We start from the raw sequence: 17,759 nt of genomic DNA, 5'->3' as shown, positions 1-17,759 counted from the left end.
ACCCCGATGACCCCGATACCGCCGACGACACCCTCCTTCGCCCCGCCCGGCTCCGCGGCCGAGGCGCATCTGCTGCTCGTCGAGGACGACGAGGTGATCCGTAACACCGTGCGGATGCTGCTGGAGCGCTACGGCTTCACCGTCTCCATCGCGGGCGACGGACTCACCGGCCTGGAGATCTTCCGCGAGCGGCGCCCGGACCTGCTGCTGCTCGATGTCATGCTGCCCGAACTCGACGGAATCGGGCTGTGCCGCAGAATCCGTGAACTGAGCCTCGCGCCGATCCTGATGATGTCCGCACGCGGTGACGCACTCGACGTCGTGTCAGGGCTGGAGGCGGGCGCCGACGACTATGTCGTCAAACCCTGCGAGAGTGCCGTACTCGTCGCGCGAATCCGCTCATTGCTGCGCCGCGCCTCCTTCACCCCGGCCGCCGGCCCGGACCGCGAGAGCGAGAGCGAGAGCGAGGACGGCACGAGCACGCTGGTCTTCGGAGATCTGACCATCGACACCCGCGGGATGGAGGTATGGCGCGCGGGGCAGGCGCTCGCCCTGACCCCGACCGAACTTCGGATGCTTCTCGAATTCGCGGCGTCGCCCGGCGTCGTTCTGGAGCGCCGTACGCTGCTCAGCCGGGTATGGGACCACGCCTGGCACGGCGACACCCGCGTGGTCGACCTCCATGTACAGCGCCTGCGGGCGAAGATCGGCGCCGAACGGATCGAGACGGTCCGCGGCTTCGGCTACAAACTGCGGCGCTGAGATGGCACTGAGATGGCGGATCGCCGCCCTGGTCGCCGTGGCCATCTGCGCTGTCGCCGCAGCCGTCGGCGTGCTGGTCGACCATGCCTCGCGCGACCGTGAACTGTCGCAGGCCCGCGACAGCGCCCGTACGACCCTCGACCGTGCGGCCGTCACCTACGCCCGCACGGGCGCGGTGCAGGGCACGGGCGCCGCACTCGACGCTCCGGGCCTGCCCGGCGGCTTGCGGGGGCTGGTGGCGAAAGGCCGCCAGGGAACGGAGTTCACCACCGCAGAGGAAAGGCCCGCAATGTGGGCTGCCCGTCCGGCAGGTGGCCAAGTGCTGTCCGTCCGCGTCGATATGAGCACCACCATGCGGGACATCCGCGCCCTCGATACCAGCATCGCCTGGGCCAGTGTGTTCACCACAGCGGTGGTGCTGCCGCTCGGCGTACTGACCGCCGGACGGATGAGCCGCCGGTTGCGCACCGCCGCCGGCACCGCCCGGCGAATCGCGGCCGGAGACCTCGATGCCCGGATCCGCGCCGCAACCCGCCCGCGCGACGAGATCGCCGAGATTTCCGCCGCCGTGGACACGATGGCCGCCGCTCTGCAGGAACGGCTGCGCGGTGAGCAGCGTTTCACCGCCGACGTCGCCCATGAACTGCGCACCCCGCTCATGGGCCTGGTCACCGCCGGCGAACTGCTCCCCGAGGGGGAGGCGGCCGGCTATGTACGCGACCGTGTACGGGTACTGGCCGCGCTGGTCGAGGAACTGCTGGAGATCTCCCGGCTGGACGCAGGAGCGGAACAGGCGGATCTGTCCCGCTGCCCGGTCGGAGCCCTCGTCGAGGAGATCGTCGCCCGCGCCGGCCTGTCCGTACACCTTCTTACGGAGGGGCCGTCCGCGGCAGGTGGGGAGGCGAAAGTCTGGACCGACGCGCGCCGGCTGGAGCGCATCCTCACCAATCTGATCGTCAACGCGCACCGGCACGGGCGTCCTCCGGTCACCGTCACGGTCACCGCGGACGGCCGCACCGTGACCGTCGAGGACCGTGGCCCCGGCTATCCGGACACCATGCTCAGAGACGGGCCGCAGCGCTTCCGCACCGGAGCGCGCGCCCGCGGCACCGGTCACGGGCTGGGGCTGACCATCGCGCTCGGCCAGGCCGAAGTGATCGGCGCCACCTTGAAGTTCACCAATGCACCTGGCGGCGGTGCCGTCGCCGTACTCCACCTCCCAGGCCTCGGCCCGGACACCGCGTGCGGTCCGGAGACGGAGACGGACATTTAACCGGGGCGATCCGGGGCCGATACACAGCTGATACAACTCCGTGTCCCAGCCGAAGTCTTCCTTTTGGTTGACAAAGATCTTCGGCGTCGAGGATGGCGCCCATGCGTATCAGGCACAGTCCCGACCGGACCGCGGATCAGCTGACAGCGAGCTGGGCCGGTGCGGCCCGCGAGGCCGATACGGACGACGCGCTGAGAGAACCGGCGAAGACCGGCGACCGGGACAGCGGCGGGCGGCGCGGGCGCAGGAAGTCCGGGCGGTCGCGAAGGCCCGGGAAGCGGACGGGCTTTCGCCGGTTCGTCAGCTGGCGCAAGGCACTCGCCTGTGTGATCGTCCTGTGCGCCCTGGTGACCGGCGCGTTCACCGTTCTCTACTTCGCCATCGACATCCCCCGGGCCAACGATCTGGCGAAGGCGCAGAGCAACGTCTTTCTGTACAGCGACGGCTCCCGTCTCGCCCGGACCGGGGAGATCAACCGGGAGACGGTTCCGCTCGACCGAGTGCCGAAGGATGTGCGATACGCGTTCGTCGCGGCCGAGAACAAGGACTTCTACAGCGACTCCGGCATCTCGCTGACCGGCACCGCCCGCGGCATCGTCAACACGCTGACGGGACAGGGCACACAGGGCGGATCGACCATCACGCAGCAGTACGTCAAGAACTACTACCTCAGCCAGGAACAGACCGCCACCCGCAAGTTGAAGGAACTGGTCATCTCCCTGAAGGTCGACCGGAGCAACTCCAAGGACGACATCCTCGCCGGATATCTGAACAGCAGCTACTACGGCCGGCTCGCCTACGGCATCCAGGCCGCGGCCCGGGCCTACTACGGCAAGGAGGTCGAGGACCTCACTGTCGAGCAGGGCGCCTACCTCGCCGCGCTGCTGCAGGCACCCAGCCAGTACGACTGGGCCATCGCCGCCCCCGAGGCCAAACGGCGGGTCCTGCAGCGCTGGGGCTATGTGCTCGACAACATGGTCGGCGAGGGCTGGCTGGACAAGACCGAGCGGCAGCGGATGCGCTTTCCCGTGCCGCTGGCCCCCCAGCCCGGCGCGGGACTGTCCGGGCAGGCCGGCTATCTGGTGGACGCCGCCCGGCGGGAACTGACGGCCTCGGGCATCAGCGAACAGGAACTGGCGGGCGGCGGCTGGCGGATCACTCTCAACATCGAACCGGACAAACAGCGGGCACTGGAACAGGCGGTCCGGTCGGGAGACAGCAACAGCGACAGCGGTCGGCAGGCGCCGTCCGGCGCACCGGCGCAGGACCCGGACCGGCAGGCCGGAGCAGTTTCGGTGGATCCGCGGACCGGCCGCATCGTGGCGCTCTACGGCGGCCGCGACTACATGAAGCACTACCTGAGCAACGCGACCCGCTCCGACTACCAGGCCGGCGCCACCTTCGAACCGATTGCCTACGCCGCGGTGATGGGGGCCAAGAGGCAGAATCAGAGTGAGAGGGGCCTCAAACAGATCAGGCAGACCGCCGCAGACCTCGGCATCGCACCGGACGCCAGCGGCTTCACGGCACCGCGCGCCACGGAGCTGGGACTGATGGGCGTCAGCCCACTGGAAATGGCCGGTGTCTACGCCTCCCTCCACCACCAGGGCAAGAAGGTCACACCGTCGATCGTGAAGTCGGCGCAGCGCGGCGAGGAGCGCACCTCGCTGCCGGGCGCGGTGGGCGGCCAGGCAATCGACCCCGGGACCGCGGAGCGGGTCATCTCCGACCTCGCCTTCTCGCCCATCCGTGGCATCGGTCGGCGCGGCGGCGTCGGGCCGGAGGTGGCGGGCAGGACCAATCAGATCGTCACAGCGGCGTCGGGTCCCACCGACGACAGGAAGGCCGAGTGGTTCATCGGTGCCACCCCCGACCTCGTCACCACGGTCGCCCTCTTCGGCGAGGACGCCAAGACCACGAAGCAGGTCAAGCTGCGGCACATCGGGGACGGCCACCCCAACAGGATCTGGAGCCTCTACACCGAACATGCGCTGGGCAGGCAGTCCTCGGCCGTACCCGAGCCGGAGTACGGGAGCGGGAGCGGTGACGAGGTGGCGGACAGCGGTCAGTAGCCCTGCCCCGGAGACCAGCGGTGGCGGGTTCGGACGCGGACCTGCCACCGCTGCTCAAGCCGCAGGGGCGCACGCCGTCAGGGGTTGTGAGGGGTGTTCGACAGGCGGTCCAGCCATTCGGCCATCAGTGCCGTCTCGGCGGTACTGAGCGCCGGGACGGGCGACCGGCGGACGAGGGCGCCCAGCCGGGCCGCCGCGGCCGGGAGCTGTGCTTCGTCTCCGCCGACGCCCGCGTCCGACGCGCTCGGGGTGGCGTCGGGGCCGGACACGTCCGGGGTGAAGACGGCGGCGTGCACGGCGTCCCGTACGCGCCGCGACGTGCTCTTGTCGGTGAACGTCGAAGGGCGGGATACGAGCATGAGGGCGACACCGACGTTGGCCGACATGACGATCTGGGCGGCCAGTTCGGGGGCGAGGCGGAGCTTGCCCTGGGCTGCGACGCGTTCCAGGTCCATGGTGAGGAACTGGTGGGACTCCAGCGCCGCGGCCGGTGGTGTGCGCCGGGGCTGCGCTGCCGCTTCGTCGCCAGATACTTGTCGAAGCCGTAGTCGACGACGGCCGACAGCAGGCCTTCCTTGTCCCCGAAGTGCCGGTAGAGCGCCGGGGCTCCCACCCGCGCGGCCTCACACACGGCCCGGGTGGAGACGTCCCCGTTCTCGGACCGCGCGACCACCGCGGACTCATGGTGTGCGTCGGTGCGAGGAGGTCCTGGAGCCCGATGCGGGTGAGGAACTGGGCGCGGATGCGGTCGGCGACGTCGCTGACCTCTTCGGAGCCGTCGTTCATGGGGTCGATATGGACGCGGAAGGGGCGGGTGCCATGCGGGGTGTCGACGACTTCGACGATGGCGTCGGCGAACGACGCTACGCCGGAAGTCGGCAGCCAGTACTGTGGCGCGAATGATCAGACACATACCGTTCGAGCGGCTCCACAACTTCCGCGATCTGGGGGGCTACAGCACCGCGGACGGCCACACCGTGCGGTGGGGCCGGCTCTACCGGTCCGACTCCCTGGCCAAGCTCGACGGCGCCGACCTCGACCGATTCCTCGCTCTCGAGGTGCGCACCGTGATCGACCTGCGCTACCCGTGGGAGATCGAGGCACGAGGCCGGGTTCCCGACCGCGAGGGGCTCAGCTACGTCAACCTCAGCGTGGAACACCGCCCCTACGACCAGGCGGCCATCGACCCCGGCGTCGATCCCTGGCGCTTCCTCGCCGACCGGTACGCGGAAGTCGCACTCGACGGTGCCAAGGAGCTACGTCAGGCGCTCGAGGTCATCGCGTCGAACACCAGCGGCCCGCTGGTGTTCCACTGCGCTTCCGGCAAGGACCGCACGGGACTGCTGGCCGCCCTGGTCCTCGCCCTCATCGGGGTGGCCGAGGACGATATCGCCGCGGACTTCGCGCTCACGGAACTGGCCACGGACCGGCTGATCGCCGACTGGCGGGCCGCCCACCCCGAGCGGACCCTGACGTGGCCCGGCTACGGACGAGCGCCGGAAGAGATCATGCGGCTGTTCCTGGCCGATCTGTCCGCCACGTACGGATCCGTGTACGACTACGCCGTCCGGCATCTCGGCGTCGACGACCAACTGATCGAACAACTGCGCACCCGGCTCCTGGAGGACTGAGCCGCCCGGGCCGGGTGCACGCTGAACCCGGGCAGACCCCGGGTTCAGCCCGTGGCAGTCAGCTGTCCCGGTCCGCGCCGGGCTCCCCGGACTCCGTGTCCCTGTCCTTGCCCGTGACGGACTGCGTCGTATCCGGGCCCGGCCGGTCCGTGGCGGCCGGGTCCAGGATGCGGTTCAGGAAGTTCCTGGTCCGCTCATGCTGCGGAGCGCCCACCACCTGCGCGGCCGGGCCCTGTTCGACGATCACGCCGCCGTCCATGAACACCACCCGGTCGGCGACCTCCCGGGCGAAGCTCATCTCATGGGTGACGACCATCATCGTCATGCCTTCCCCGGCCAGCAGCCGCATCACCGCCAGCACCTCCCCCACCAGCTCGGGATCGAGCGCCGAGGTCGGCTCGTCGAAAAGCATCACCTCAGGGTCCATGACCAGCGCCCGCGCGATCGCCACCCGCTGCTGCTGTCCTCCGGAAAGCTGCGCGGGGTAGGCGTCGGCCTTGTCGGACAGCCCGACACGTTCCAGGTTCTCCCGCGCCACCTTCGCCGCGCGCGCCTTGTCCCGGCGCAGAACGCGACGCTGCGGCAGCGTGAGGTTCTCGGTCACGTTCACATGCGGAAAGAGGTTGAACTGCTGGAAGACCATGCCGATACGGCGGCGTACCGCGTCGATGTCGACGTCGAGGTCGGTGACTTCCGTGCCGCCGACGAAGACCTGGCCCGCGCTGGGTTCCTCGAGCAGATTCACACAGCGCAGCAGCGTGGACTTGCCCGACCCGGACGGCCCGATGACACAGACCACCTCGCCCCGCGCGATGTCGAGGTCGATGCCCCGCAGCACTTCGTTGTCGCCGAACGATTTGTGCAGACCCCGGATCTCGATCTCCGGCCCGCCGGCCCCCGTGCTCTCCACTGTCTCCGTCTTCTGTGACATCTCGTCCTCACCTGGCCTTTTCGGCACGAGCCTCGAGGCGGCGTACCACGAAGCTCAGCGGAATCGTCACCAGCAGGTAGCACAGCCCCGCCACCAGGATCGGCGTCGAGTTCGCGGTCTGACTCGCCAGATCGCGGCCGAATTTGGTCAGCTCACGCTCCTCCAGCGTCACGCCGAGGAACAGCACCAGCGACGAGTCCTTGAAGAGCAGTACCAGCTCATTCGTCAGCGGTGGAATCACGATCCGGAACGCCTGCGGGATGATCACCGACACCATCGCCCGGGCTCTGGAGAAGCCCAGCGAACGGGCCGCCTCCATCTGCCCCTTGGGCACAGCCTGGATACCCGCCCGAATCGTTTCTGCCATATAGGCCGCGGCCACCAGTCCAAGACCGAGCGCGACCTTCCCGTACACACCGCCGGGGATCTGCGTTCCGGGGAACGCCAGCGGCACCGCCACACCGACGAAGATGAAGATCAGCAGGGCGGGCAGGCCGCGGAACAGCTCGATGTAGATGCTCGCGACCCAGCGGTAGGGGGCCACCGACGACAACCGCATCAGCGCGATGATCAGGCCCAGCACCAGGCCGAAGATGAATCCGGAGAGCGTGTACACCACGGTGTTGCGCAGCGCCGTGGTGATGATGGCCGGGAACAGCTCTTTGGCGAGGTCCTTCTGCGCGAACTGATTCTGCAGCCGGTCCCAGTCGGCCAGAACGCCGATCAGGACCAGTACCGCCACGAACACCGCGTACTGGACGCCCTGCCAGACGCGGCGCCGCTGCCGCCGGGTCAGCCGAGAGGTCACGACTTGGCCTTGGGCAGCGGACCGATCCACTGCTGGTACAGCTTGTCGTACGTGCCGTCGGCCCGGGCGTCCGTGACCGCCTTGTTGATCGCCGCCAGCAGCTTGGCGTTGCCCTTCTTCACCGAGAAGCCGTACTGCTCACCGGTCTCGATGTTCTGGCCGAGGGCGAACTCGGCCGCGTTCGCCTTGTCCTTCAGCCAGCCCTGGACGACCGGGTAGTCAATGACGACGGCGTCGACCTGGCCGGTGCGCAGCCCGTTGAGCACCGCGTCCGAACTCTCGAACGCGACCGGGTCGAAACCCTGGTCCTTGGCGTAGCTCTCGCCGGTCGTCTCCGCCTGCGCGCCGAGCTTCTTGTGCTTGGCCTTGATGTCGGCGAGCGACGTCACTCCGCTCTTCTTCGTCGCCAGCAGCGCCTGAGTGGCGTCGAAGTACGGGACGGAGAAGTCCACATTCTTCTTGCGCTCAGGAGTGATCGTCATGCCGGCGGCGGCCAGATCGCACTCGCCGGAGTTGAGGAAGGCACCGGTCTTGAAGTTCTCGAACGGTGTGTCGAGGATCTTCTGCTCGACCTTCAAATTCTTGGCGACCAGATCGACCAGAGCCACGTCAAAGCCGACGACCTTGCCGTTCTGCTCGAACTGAAACGGCGGATAGGGCAGGTGGGTGCAGGTGGTCAGCTTGCCCTTCGCGACCACGGGGACGCCGCCCGCCGCCTCACCGGGGCCGTCACCGCCGGAGGAACAGCCGACGGCGAGGAACATCCCGGCCGCGACAGCACCAACGGTGACGCGGGCCCGGCGGGTAGAGCGAGTGCGACGAGCACCGACCGACCACAACACAGCAGACCTCCAACGGAGCGGGTGGGTGGCGGACAGAACGGGGAGCCACCCGTCGAGATCGTAAAGCACCTGGGCCATGGGGTGACGGAGCTGTCCACAACACGGACCTGGTCAGGACGGTCGGGCAGGCAATGGGTCCATGGTCCGTACCAAGGCCTTGACAGTCCCTTAGTTCACTTCTTAAATCACGTAGTGAACTAAGTACCCCCCCACCTCGGTCGGCGCATTCCATCCGCACGTCCCCTATGCGCCCTCGTCTGTCATATGCATGACAGACCCCTTCCTCTTTATGCACCGGAAGGGAGAGTCATGGACTCCCCACGCTTGTCACGGCGCTTGTTGCCGGCTGTTTCCTCGGCTCTTGCCCTCGCATCGCTCACCACCGGCCCGGCGAACGGTGAACCCGCGCCGACGGTCGCCGCCACGCCCGCCGCAGTGCCCGCAGCCGTGCCGTTCTCCGACGACTTCGACGGTCCCGCGGGCTCCGCCGTCGACGCCGCCAAATGGCAGATCGAAACCGGCGACAACGTCAACAACCACGAACGGCAGTACTACACGGCCGGCAATCACAACGCCGCTCTCGACGGGCAGGGCCATCTGGTCATCACCGCCCGCCGGGAGAACCCGGGCAACTACCAGTGCTGGTACGGCAGGTGTGAGTACACCTCCGCCCGGCTGAACACCGCCGGCAGGTTCACCCGGGCTTACGGACATGTCGAGACCAGGCTGAAGGTGCCACGCGGCCAGGGCATGTGGCCCGCCTTCTGGATGCTGGGCCATGACATCGGCCAGGTCGGCTGGCCCGGCTCCGGAGAGATCGACGTCATGGAGAACGTCGGCTTCGAACCCTCCACCGTCCACGGCACCCTCCACGGCCCCGGTTACTCCGGCTCCGCCGGCATCGGCGCCGCCTACACGCTGCCGGGCGGCCAGGTCTTCGCCGACGCCTTCCACACCTTCGCCGTCGACTGGGCTCCCGACTCCGTGACCTGGTCCGTCGACGGCACGGTCTACCAGCGGCGTACGCCCGCCGATCTCGGCGGCCGTACCTGGGTGTTCAACAAGCCCTTCTTCCTGATCCTCAACCTCGCGGTCGGCGGCTACTGGCCCGGCGACCCCGACGGCAGCACCGCCTTCCCCCAGCAACTCGTCGTCGACCATGTGCGGATCAGCACCAGTGACAGCCCCGTACACCGGCAGACCTGACCTCTCCATCCCAACCCCTCACCGAGCCGTCCCACCGGCTCATCGGCACAGGAGAAACCGTGCTCAGATCGCAGCGAACGCCCGGAGCGGGTCGCCACAGCTTCACCCGCGCCCGCCCCGCACGTCCCCTCGTAGCCGCCTTCATCGTCGTGGCCTCGGCCGGTTCGGTGCTGGCTGCCGTCCCGACCACCCAGGCGGCCACCCCGCTGCGGGCGGCCGCCACTGCCGCCGCACTGCCGTCCGGCTGGGCCATCGTGGTGAACAGCGGCAGCGGCAAGTGCCTGGACGCGCGCTCGGCCGCGACCGTGAACGGCACCGCCGTCCAGCAGTACGCCTGCAACAACTCCACAGCCCAGCAGTGGAGTTTCACCGCTACCAGCGACGGCTTTGTGCGGATCAACAACCGCAATGACGCCAACCAGGTGGCGGACGTGAGCGACGTGTCCACCGCCGACAACGCCGCGGTGCATCTGTGGACGTACGGCGGCGGCGACAACCAGCAGTGGCAGGCCGTGGACGAGGGCGGCGGCGCGTACCACTTCGTCAACCGCAACAGCGGCAAGTGCCTGGATGTCCCCTCCGCCTCGACGGCCGACAGCGTCCAGCTCGTGCAGTACACCTGCAACGGCACGGCGGCCCAGCGGTTCCAGGTCACGCCCGTCACCACCGCGCCCAGTGACGTCGACCTCGGTCCGAACGTGGTCGTCTTCGACCCGTCGATGCCGTCCTCGACCATCCAGAACCGGCTCAACTCGATCTTCCAGCAGCAGGAGGCCAACCAGTTCGGCTCCCAGCGCTACGCGGTCATGTTCAAGCCGGGCACCTACAGCAATGACGTCAACGTGGGCTTCTACACCCAGGTTCTGGGCCTCGGCCAGTCGCCCGACTCGGTGACGATCAACGGCGCGGTGCATGTCGAGGCCGACTGGTTCCCGCCGCAGAACGCCACCCAGAACTTCTGGCGCGGTGCCGAGAACCTCTCGGTGAACCCGACGGGCGGCACCGACCGGTGGGCGGTGTCCCAGGCGGCTCCGTACCGGCGCATGCACGTCCGCGGCAATCTCGCGCTGGACGACGGCGGCTGGGCCAGCGGCGGGTTCATGGCCGACACCAAAATCGACGGGCAGGTGCGGTCCGGTACGCAGCAGCAGTGGCTGACTCGCAACTCCCAGCTGGGAAGCTGGACCGGCGCCAACTGGAACATGGTCTTCGTCGGCAGCCAGGGCGTCCCGGCCACGAGCTTCCCCAGCCCGCCCCACACGACCGTGAACCAGAGCCCGACGGTCCGCGAGAAGCCCTTCCTGTACGTGGACAACGCCGGTGCCTACAAGGTGTTCGTACCGTCCGTGCGGGCCAACTCCTCGGCCACCACATGGGCCGGTGGCAACGCCGCCGGCGCCTCACTCGGCATGGACCAGTTCTTCGTCGTGAAGGCCGGCGCGACCGCCGCACAGATCAACGCCGCCCTGGCCGAGGGAAAGAACCTGCTGGTCACCCCAGGCGTCTACCATCTGAACCAGACTCTTCGGGTGACCCGCCCCGACACCGTGATCCTGGGGCTCGGCCTCGCCACCTTCGTCCCGGACAACGGCGTCACGGCCATGACGGTCGCGGACGTCGACGGCGTCAAGGTCGCGGGCATCCTCTTCGACGCCGGTGCGACCAACTCGCAGACCCTGATGGAGGTCGGCCCGGCCGGCTCCTCCGCCGGCCACTCGGCCAACCCGACGTCCCTGCACGACGTCTTCTTCCGGATCGGCGGCGCCGCGGTGGGCAAGGCGACCACCAGCCTGGTGGTCAACAGCGACAACGTCATTGGCGACCATATGTGGATCTGGCGCGGTGACCACGGCACCGGCATCGGCTGGAACACCAATACGGCGGACACCGGACTTGTCGTCAACGGCGACAACGTGACCATGTACGGGCTGTTCGTGGAGCACTACCAGAAGCACCAGACGATCTGGACCGGCAACGGCGGGCGCACGTACTTCTACCAGAACGAGATGCCGTACGACCCGCCCAACCAGGCCGCCTGGATGAACGGCTCCACCCAGGGCTATGCCGCGTACAAGGTCGCTGACTCGGTCACCAGCCACCAGGCGTTCGGGCTCGGAAGCTACTGCTTCTTCAACGCGAATCCGAGCGTGACCGCCGAGCACGCCTTCGAGGTCCCCGACAACCCGAATGTGCGCTTCCAGAGCATGGTGACCGTCTCGCTCGGTGGCACCGGAACGATCCGCCATGTCATCAACGGCCGGGGTGGTCCTTCCAACTCCTCGACCAATGTGGCCAATCTCGTCAGTCACCCCTGACCCGTACTTCCCGCAGCACACCGGCCGAAGCCGGATCCGACGGCCGTTCGGGTCCGGCTTCGGCCACAACGCCATGGACTACGGCACGGGGACGACGCTGTCCTCCTCGTTCGCCGGCGAGACACAGAACCGGTTCCTGGTGGACGGCCTGAAGTGGCTGGGCGGTGGTGCGTGATCCGGCGCCGACGCCCAGGAGCGAGCGAGCCGCCGTGCGACGGTTATGAACGCGCGCGGCGGTCCCGAGCCGGCCGACCGCTCTACTCCCCTGCCGCGTCCCGCAGGGCATCGATCAGCCCGCGCAGCGCGGGCTGGGGAAGCGAAGTCTCCCGTACTGCCGCGTAGATGCCGCGGACCGGCTCGGGGCCGCGGACCTTGCGTACGACGACACCGGGGTGCCGGTTTCCCAGTCCGATGAGCGGCATCAGGCTGATTCCGAGGCCCGCGGCGACGAAGCCCTGTGCCGTGGCGTAGTCCTCGCTCTCCACCACGAAGTCGGGAGTGAAGCCCGCCGCGGCGCAGGCGTCGAGCACGATCTCGAGGCAGGGGCCGACCGGCCATTCGTTGCCGACCCACGGCTCGTCGGCGAGGTCCGCCAGATCGAGTACGCGTTTCGCGGCGAGGCGGTGCCCCTTGGGCAGCACGGCCCGGTAGGGGTCGTCCAGCAGGTGCACAAGGCGGATGTCGTCGCGCGGCCGGTCACGGGGGTGGACCACGACGGCAAGGTCGGCGCGGCCCTGCTTCACCTCGGGCAGCGGGTCGTCGGGGTCGATCAGCTTGAGGTCGACCCGTACGCCCGGAAACTCACGGCGGAGCCCGGCCAGCGCCGGAGCCACCAGCGTGGCGCCGGCCGTGGCGAAGTAGCGGATCGACAGCCGACCCGTGCGCCCCTCCCGCAGGTCCGCGAGCGCTGTCTCCGCCTTGGCAAGGTTCTTGCTGATGATGGCCGCGTGCTCGGTGAGCAGGCGGCCTGCGGCCGTCGGCTGCACGCCCCTGCCGACCCGTTCCAGCAGCGCCGTTCCGGCCTGCTTCTCCAGCGCTGCCACCTGCTGGCTGACGGCGGACGGCGTATAGCCGAGATTCGCCGCGGCCGCGGTCACCGAACCGCTGGTCACCACGGCCCTCAGGACCTGCATGCGTCGCACATCAAGCATGTAGGAGAGCTTAACGGACCATGCATTACTTTTCACTAGTCGTACAGCGTTGACTGAGGCACGGTGGACACCGGACGAGCGAAGAGGAGACGAAACGTGTTCAGCGGCGGACGTGGAACGTTGGTGCGGATGGGCGTGCTCGCCCTTCTCTGGGGATCGGGCTTCCTCTGGATCAAACTGGCCCTGAACAACGGCCTGTCGCCCGTCCAGATCACCTTCACCCGCTGCGCACTGGGCGCACTGGTCCTGGTCGCGCTGTGCTTCTCGGCGCGTCAGCGCCTCCCCCGCGACCGTGCCACCTGGGGCCATCTCATCGTGGCCGCCTTCTTCTGCAACGCGTTGCCCTTCGCCCTGTTCAGCATCGGCCAGCAGACCGTCGACTCCGGAGTGGCGGGCGCTCTGAACGCGACAACTCCCTTGTGGTCCCTGCTGATCGGCATCGCCATCGGCGCGGAACGCGGACCCCACCCGGTCCGTCTGGGCGGGCTACTCCTCGGATTCGCGGGCACGCTGCTGATCTTCGCGCCGTGGCAGCAGAGCGGACTCGCGAGCTGGGGCTCCTTGGCCATCCTCGCGGCGGCGGTGAGCTACGCCGTCGCGTTCGCCTACATGGGACGCAAGCTCACCGGCAAGGGCACCGCCCCCATCGCGCTCTCCGCGGCGCAGCTTCTCACCGCGACGGGCCTGAGCACGCTCGCTCTGCCCGTCGGCGGCCTCGAGTCGGTGCACATCAACCTGGTCGGCGTGACCGCTGTCGTCGTTCTGGGGATCTTCGGCACCGGATTCACCTTTGCCCTCAACTACCGGCTCATCGCCGACGAAGGAGCGACCAGCGCCGCCACGGTCGGCTATCTGCTGCCGGTGGTCTCGATGGCGCTGGGCGCGATCGTGCTGAGCGAGGAGCTCACGGTCCGGGTCGTCGCGGGAATGGCCGTGGTGCTTGTGGGCGTCGGCCTGACCCGGTGGCGGAAGCGGACGCCTGTGCCATCGGCAGAGGTGACGAGGGAGACGTCGCTCAGCCGGCAAGCCGCGGCGTAGTGGTGCGGCGCCGGGCTCCCGGCCCGGCAAGCCGCACCACGGGGTAAGGGCCGTAGCGGTTGATGCAACTGACCGACCGGACAGTCCATGCAACAATGCTCCGGCAGCCGCTACCCGTCGGTAACGTAGCCGCCCGCTCCCGCCATGCCCTGCCCTGCCCTGCCCTGCCCAGCCGTCCGCGAAGGCACACCGCGATGTCGTACTACCCTCCGCCGCCCTCATATCCCGAGCAGCCAGGACAACCCCACCACTCCTGGCAGGCGCCGCCCCCGCCCCCCGTGCCGCCGGCCGATCCCCGCCGCGAGATACGCGCGCTGAGCGCCGCGTACCAGCGCCTGCGCCGTGTGGCGAGCCTGACCGCCCTCGGGTACTTCGTGCTGTTCCTCCTGCTCTCCGCATATCTGCCGGGGCTGATGACCACCAAGATCACCGGTGGTCTCACCATCGCCCTCATGCTCGGCCTGATCCAGCTGCCGGTGACCCTCATAGCCGTCGCCGCGTACGAGAAGTCCGCGCGCCGCCGGGTCGACCCGCTCGCCGAAGCCGTACGTCTCCAGGCCGACCCGACCACCGAGGGAGCACGCCGATGAGCGGATTCGGCTCCGAGGCCCAGACCATGTCCTTCGTCGCGTTCATCGCGGTGACCACAGTGACCCTCCTGCTGTGCGTGATGACCGGGCCCGACCGCGAAGACCTGGACGAGTTCTACACCGGCTTCCGCTCCCTGACCCCCATGCAGAGCGGACTCGCCATCGCCGGCGACTACATCTCCGCCGCGAGCGTGCTGGGCACCATCGGCGTCATCTCGCTGGTCGGCCAGGACGGACTTGTCCTCGCCCTCAGCACCGCGCTCTCCCTGGTGCTGCTGATGTTCCTGCTGGCCGAGCCCCTGCGTAACGCGGGCCGGTTCACCATGGGCGACGTACTCACCCGCCGCGCCCCGAGTCCCGCCGTCCGCATCACCGCATGCCTCGTCACGCTCACCGCACTCTTCCCCTTGCTGATCTTCCAGCTGGCGGGTGCCGGCGATCTGCTGGCCTTCGTCCTCGGCATGGACTCTGCCGGATTCAAGACCGTCTCCATCGTGATTCTCGGCCTGCTGATGATCATCTACGCGGCCATCGGCGGTATGAAGGGCACCGCCTTCATCCAGATCGTCAAGACCGTGGTGCTGTTCGCCGCGGCCGTCGCGATCGCCTCGCTCATCCTGCACCGCTTCGACTTCAGCATCCCCTCGCTGCTGGACGCCGCGGCACGCGGAAGCGGTGCGGGCGATGCCTATCTCACACCGGCGCTCCAGTTCGGCGGCGACGGACTCGACATGATCAGTGCCCAGCTGACCGTCGTGCTCGGCGCGGCGTGCCTGCCGCACATCACGATGCGTATGTTCAGCTCCCGCAGCGCACCCGCCGTGCGGCGCTCCATGTCCTGGGCCGTCTCCACCGTGGTCATCATGTGTGTGCTCAGCGCCGTGATCGGCTTCGGAGCCGCCGCGATCGTCGGCCGCCAGCAGATCACGGCCGCCGATCCGCAGGGAAAGACCTCGATCCTGCTGGTCAGTCAGGCGATCATGGGCACCGAGGTGTCCACCTTCGAGACGCTGCTGTTCACCGCGATGGCCACCGCGATCTTCCTGACGCTGCTGGCCTCCGTCGCCGGCATCACGCTCGCCTGCGCCAACACGCTGGCCCACGACCTCATCACACACGGTCTGCGAGGCAAGCAGGTGCTGCGCGACAGCACCGAGATGACGATCGCCCGCACGACAGCCGCGGCAGTCGGTCTTGCCGCGATCTTCCTCGCGGCCGGTTCCCGGCACGTGAATCTGCAGGCGATGGTCACCCTTTCCTTCTGCATCGGCGCCTCGGCGATCGCACCCGTCCTCGTCTACAGCCTCTTCTGGCGGCAGTACAACCGCACCGGGCTGCTGAGCACCCTCATCGGCGGCGCGCTGAGCGTCCTGATTCTCATCACCGGCACCACGCTCGTCTCCGGGTCCCCCCAAGCCATCTTCCCGGACGACGACTTCACCTGGTTCCCGTACACCACCACGGGCCTCGTCTCCATCCCGGTCGGATTCCTCGCCGGCTGGCTCGGCACTGTGCTCACCCGCAACAGAACGAGGGTCGGCGGCCTGCCGGAGTACGACTACGACGCGGTGGAGGCTTCCATCCTGGCCGACGCCGCACCGCCCCGTGGATGATCACTGGTGACCGCGCGACAACCTCGCGCGCCCAAGAATCGGAGTCGTACCCATGGCACGCACTTTCACCGTTTCGGACAGCATCGTCATCGACGCCGACCCGTCGACGATCTACGCCCAGGTCAGCAACCCTGCGCTGATGGGCCGCTGGAGTCCCGAAAACCGCGGCGCGGCAGTGCGCGACGGCCGTGAGCAGGCGTACGTGGGTATGGTCTTCGACGGTTACAACAAGCGAGGAGCCCTTCGCTGGACGACGCGGTGCACGGTGACCGCGGCGGATCCGGGTGAGCGGTTCGCGTTCCGGGTGCACGCCATAGGCAAGCGCCGGCCGGTGATGCCCGGCCGTATCGCCACCTGGGAGTACCGCTTCGAGGCTGTCGACGGCGGGACCCGGGTGACCGAGACCTGGACCGACGACCGGCGGTCCTGGCCCGACTTCCTTGCCCATGCGTTCGACAGGGCCGCGACCCGCGGGCATACGTTCGCCGACTTCCAGCGCCGGAACATCCGGACCACGTTGCGCAATCTCAAGACGGCGATGGAGCCGACGACCGCCTGACCGACGTCTGCGCCCTCGTCCGGCAAGGGCGAGGGCTCGACCTCAGCCGGTGGAGAGCCCGGCCGCGGAGCTCGCCAGCGCGTCCAGCACCGGCCGGATCAGCGGGTGCAGCTCCGCTCCGCGGCGTACGGCGGCGAACACCCGGCGGGTCGCGGCCGGGCCCGCCACCGGTCGTACGACGGTGTCCTTGAGCTCCATCCCGCGCAGCGCCGAGCGCGGCACCAGCGCCACGCCTGCGCCGGCTCCGGCCAGCGCGACGACGGCGCGGAAGTCGTCCGAGGAGTGCACCAGACGGGGCTGGAATCCGGCGAGTTCGCAGGCGAGCAGCACCATGTCGTGGCAGGGATTGCCGGGGTACGGACCGATCCAGTCGCTGTCGGCGAGCTCGGCGAGCGCCACCCGCTCGCCGGCGCCGAGGGGGTGGTCGGCGCGCAGGACGGCGTCGAAAGGCTCCGCATACAGCGGTACGCGGGCCAGCCGCCGATCGCCCTCGCCGGGTGCGCCCCGATACTCGACCGCGACGGCCAGATCCGCCTCGCCGTCGAGCACCAGCGGCAGGCTCTCGTCGCCCTCGGCGTCGCGTACGCGTACCCGGATGTCCGGATGGTCCGCGGCGAGGCGCCCTATGGCCGGGGCGACGACCTCGGCGATGCCCGTGGCGAACGCGGCGACGGTGACCTCACCGGCCGCACCGCCCGCGTAGGCCGCGAGCTCCGCCTCGGCCCGCTCCAGCTGCGCGAGCACGGCATGGGTGTGGGCCAGCAGGATCTCTCCCGCGGCCGTCAGCCGTACGCCCTTGCCGCTGCGGATCAGCAGGGCATGGCCGGTCTCCTGCTCGAGCGCGTTGAGCTGCTGGGAGACGGCCGAGGGGGTGAGGTACAGCGCGGAAGCCGCGGCGGTCACCGTTCGGTGGTCCGCCACGGCCCGCAGGATACGCAGCCGCCGGGGGTCGATCACCCAGCCATTTT

General features: G+C 68.9%; 15 protein-coding genes and 3 pseudogenes. 12 read left to right on the top strand and 6 right to left on the bottom strand.

Annotated features, from left to right (window positions below; translation table 11 throughout):
- Positions 1 to 6 precede the first annotated feature (6 nt).
- The 3 genes from cseB to OG735_RS37755 all read left to right on the top strand — a co-directional run bounded on the left by cseB (position 7) and on the right by OG735_RS37755 (position 4,107).
- Entirely contained in the window at positions 7 to 762 is a 756-nt protein-coding gene (gene cseB / locus OG735_RS37765) for a two-component system response regulator CseB (protein ID WP_327327645.1), read from the top strand.
- 1 nt (position 763) lies between these two features.
- Positions 764 to 2,035 (top strand): sensor histidine kinase, encoded by a 1,272-nt coding sequence (locus OG735_RS37760; protein WP_327327644.1) that lies wholly within the window; start codon positions 764 to 766, stop codon positions 2,033 to 2,035.
- Between the two features lie 101 nt (positions 2,036 to 2,136).
- Positions 2,137 to 4,107: a transglycosylase domain-containing protein gene (locus OG735_RS37755; RefSeq protein ID WP_327327643.1), complete on the top strand. Its 1,971-nt coding sequence runs from the start codon at positions 2,137 to 2,139 to the stop codon at positions 4,105 to 4,107.
- Between the two features lie 77 nt (positions 4,108 to 4,184).
- Here the strand turns inward: OG735_RS37755 and OG735_RS37750 are convergent.
- Positions 4,185 to 4,780 (bottom strand): annotated as a pseudogene (locus tag OG735_RS37750) (TetR/AcrR family transcriptional regulator).
- Between the two features lie 14 nt (positions 4,781 to 4,794).
- On the opposite strand from OG735_RS37750, the gene OG735_RS37745 reads away from it, so the two are divergent.
- Both OG735_RS37745 and OG735_RS37740 read left to right on the top strand, forming a co-directional pair.
- The gene (locus OG735_RS37745) at positions 4,795 to 5,010 is read left to right on the top strand and encodes a hypothetical protein (RefSeq protein ID WP_327327642.1); all 216 of its coding nucleotides are present in this window, start codon (positions 4,795 to 4,797) and stop codon (positions 5,008 to 5,010) included.
- The gene (locus tag OG735_RS37740) at positions 5,007 to 5,738 is read left to right on the top strand and encodes a tyrosine-protein phosphatase (RefSeq protein ID WP_327327641.1); all 732 of its coding nucleotides are present in this window, start codon (positions 5,007 to 5,009) and stop codon (positions 5,736 to 5,738) included. The genes OG735_RS37745 and OG735_RS37740 overlap by 4 nt, the downstream gene beginning before the upstream one ends.
- A 58-nt stretch (positions 5,739 to 5,796) precedes the next feature.
- Here the strand turns inward: OG735_RS37740 and OG735_RS37735 are convergent, their stop codons facing one another.
- The 3 genes from OG735_RS37735 to OG735_RS37725 are packed head-to-tail and all read right to left on the bottom strand — an operon-like array spanning position 5,797 to position 8,241.
- The gene (locus OG735_RS37735) at positions 5,797 to 6,669 is read right to left on the bottom strand and encodes an amino acid ABC transporter ATP-binding protein (RefSeq protein WP_327327640.1); all 873 of its coding nucleotides are present in this window, start codon (positions 6,667 to 6,669) and stop codon (positions 5,797 to 5,799) included.
- A 7-nt stretch (positions 6,670 to 6,676) separates the two neighbouring features.
- On the bottom strand, positions 6,677 to 7,507 hold the full coding sequence (locus OG735_RS37730; protein ID WP_389566374.1) for an amino acid ABC transporter permease: 831 nt from the start codon (positions 7,505 to 7,507) through the stop codon (positions 6,677 to 6,679).
- Positions 7,474 to 8,241, bottom strand: a complete 768-nt coding sequence (locus OG735_RS37725) for an ABC transporter substrate-binding protein (RefSeq protein WP_327327638.1) — start codon at positions 8,239 to 8,241, stop codon at positions 7,474 to 7,476. Before OG735_RS37725 ends, OG735_RS37730 begins: the two co-directional genes overlap by 34 nt.
- Positions 8,242 to 8,628: 387 nt before the next feature.
- On the opposite strand from OG735_RS37725, the pseudogene OG735_RS37720 reads away from it, so the two are divergent.
- The 3 genes and pseudogenes from OG735_RS37720 to OG735_RS42150 all read left to right on the top strand — a co-directional run.
- Positions 8,629 to 9,506: pseudogene (locus OG735_RS37720) on the top strand (glycoside hydrolase family 16 protein); the annotation flags it as partial.
- 186 nt (positions 9,507 to 9,692) lie between these two features.
- Positions 9,693 to 11,840: an RICIN domain-containing protein gene (locus OG735_RS37715; protein WP_327328590.1), complete on the top strand. Its 2,148-nt coding sequence runs from the start codon at positions 9,693 to 9,695 to the stop codon at positions 11,838 to 11,840.
- Positions 11,841 to 11,895: 55 nt separating this feature from the next.
- Positions 11,896 to 12,015: pseudogene (locus tag OG735_RS42150) on the top strand (ThuA domain-containing protein); the annotation flags it as partial.
- An 82-nt stretch (positions 12,016 to 12,097) separates the two neighbouring features.
- Here the strand turns inward: OG735_RS42150 and OG735_RS37705 are convergent.
- Complete coding sequence (locus tag OG735_RS37705; RefSeq protein ID WP_327327637.1) at positions 12,098 to 12,991, bottom strand: LysR family transcriptional regulator; 894 nt, start codon at positions 12,989 to 12,991, stop codon at positions 12,098 to 12,100.
- Between the two features lie 129 nt (positions 12,992 to 13,120).
- Between OG735_RS37705 and OG735_RS37700 the strand changes: the two genes are divergently transcribed.
- The 4 genes from OG735_RS37700 to OG735_RS37685 all read left to right on the top strand — a co-directional run bounded on the left by OG735_RS37700 (position 13,121) and on the right by OG735_RS37685 (position 16,791).
- Positions 13,121 to 14,029 carry a DMT family transporter gene (locus OG735_RS37700; protein ID WP_327328589.1) on the top strand — a complete coding sequence of 303 codons (909 nt, stop codon included), beginning with the start codon at positions 13,121 to 13,123 and terminating at the stop codon, positions 14,027 to 14,029.
- Positions 14,030 to 14,223: 194 nt separating this feature from the next.
- Positions 14,224 to 14,619 carry a DUF485 domain-containing protein gene (locus tag OG735_RS37695; protein ID WP_327327636.1) on the top strand — a complete coding sequence of 132 codons (396 nt, stop codon included), beginning with the start codon at positions 14,224 to 14,226 and terminating at the stop codon, positions 14,617 to 14,619.
- Complete coding sequence (locus tag OG735_RS37690) at positions 14,616 to 16,232, top strand: sodium/solute symporter (protein WP_327327635.1); 1,617 nt, start codon at positions 14,616 to 14,618, stop codon at positions 16,230 to 16,232. The genes OG735_RS37695 and OG735_RS37690 overlap by 4 nt, the downstream gene beginning before the upstream one ends.
- Before the next feature lie 52 nt (positions 16,233 to 16,284).
- Positions 16,285 to 16,791 carry an SRPBCC family protein gene (locus OG735_RS37685; protein ID WP_327327634.1) on the top strand — a complete coding sequence of 169 codons (507 nt, stop codon included), beginning with the start codon at positions 16,285 to 16,287 and terminating at the stop codon, positions 16,789 to 16,791.
- Positions 16,792 to 16,833: 42 nt separating this feature from the next.
- Here the strand turns inward: OG735_RS37685 and OG735_RS37680 are convergent, their stop codons facing one another.
- Positions 16,834 to 17,748: a LysR family transcriptional regulator gene (locus OG735_RS37680; protein WP_327327633.1), complete on the bottom strand. Its 915-nt coding sequence runs from the start codon at positions 17,746 to 17,748 to the stop codon at positions 16,834 to 16,836.
- Positions 17,749 to 17,759: the final 11 nt, after the last annotated feature.

This window comes from Streptomyces sp. NBC_01210, from assembly GCF_036010325.1.
Taxonomy (GTDB): Bacteria; Actinomycetota; Actinomycetes; order Streptomycetales; family Streptomycetaceae; genus Streptomyces.
This window is presented reverse-complemented; position numbering and strand designations above follow the sequence as displayed.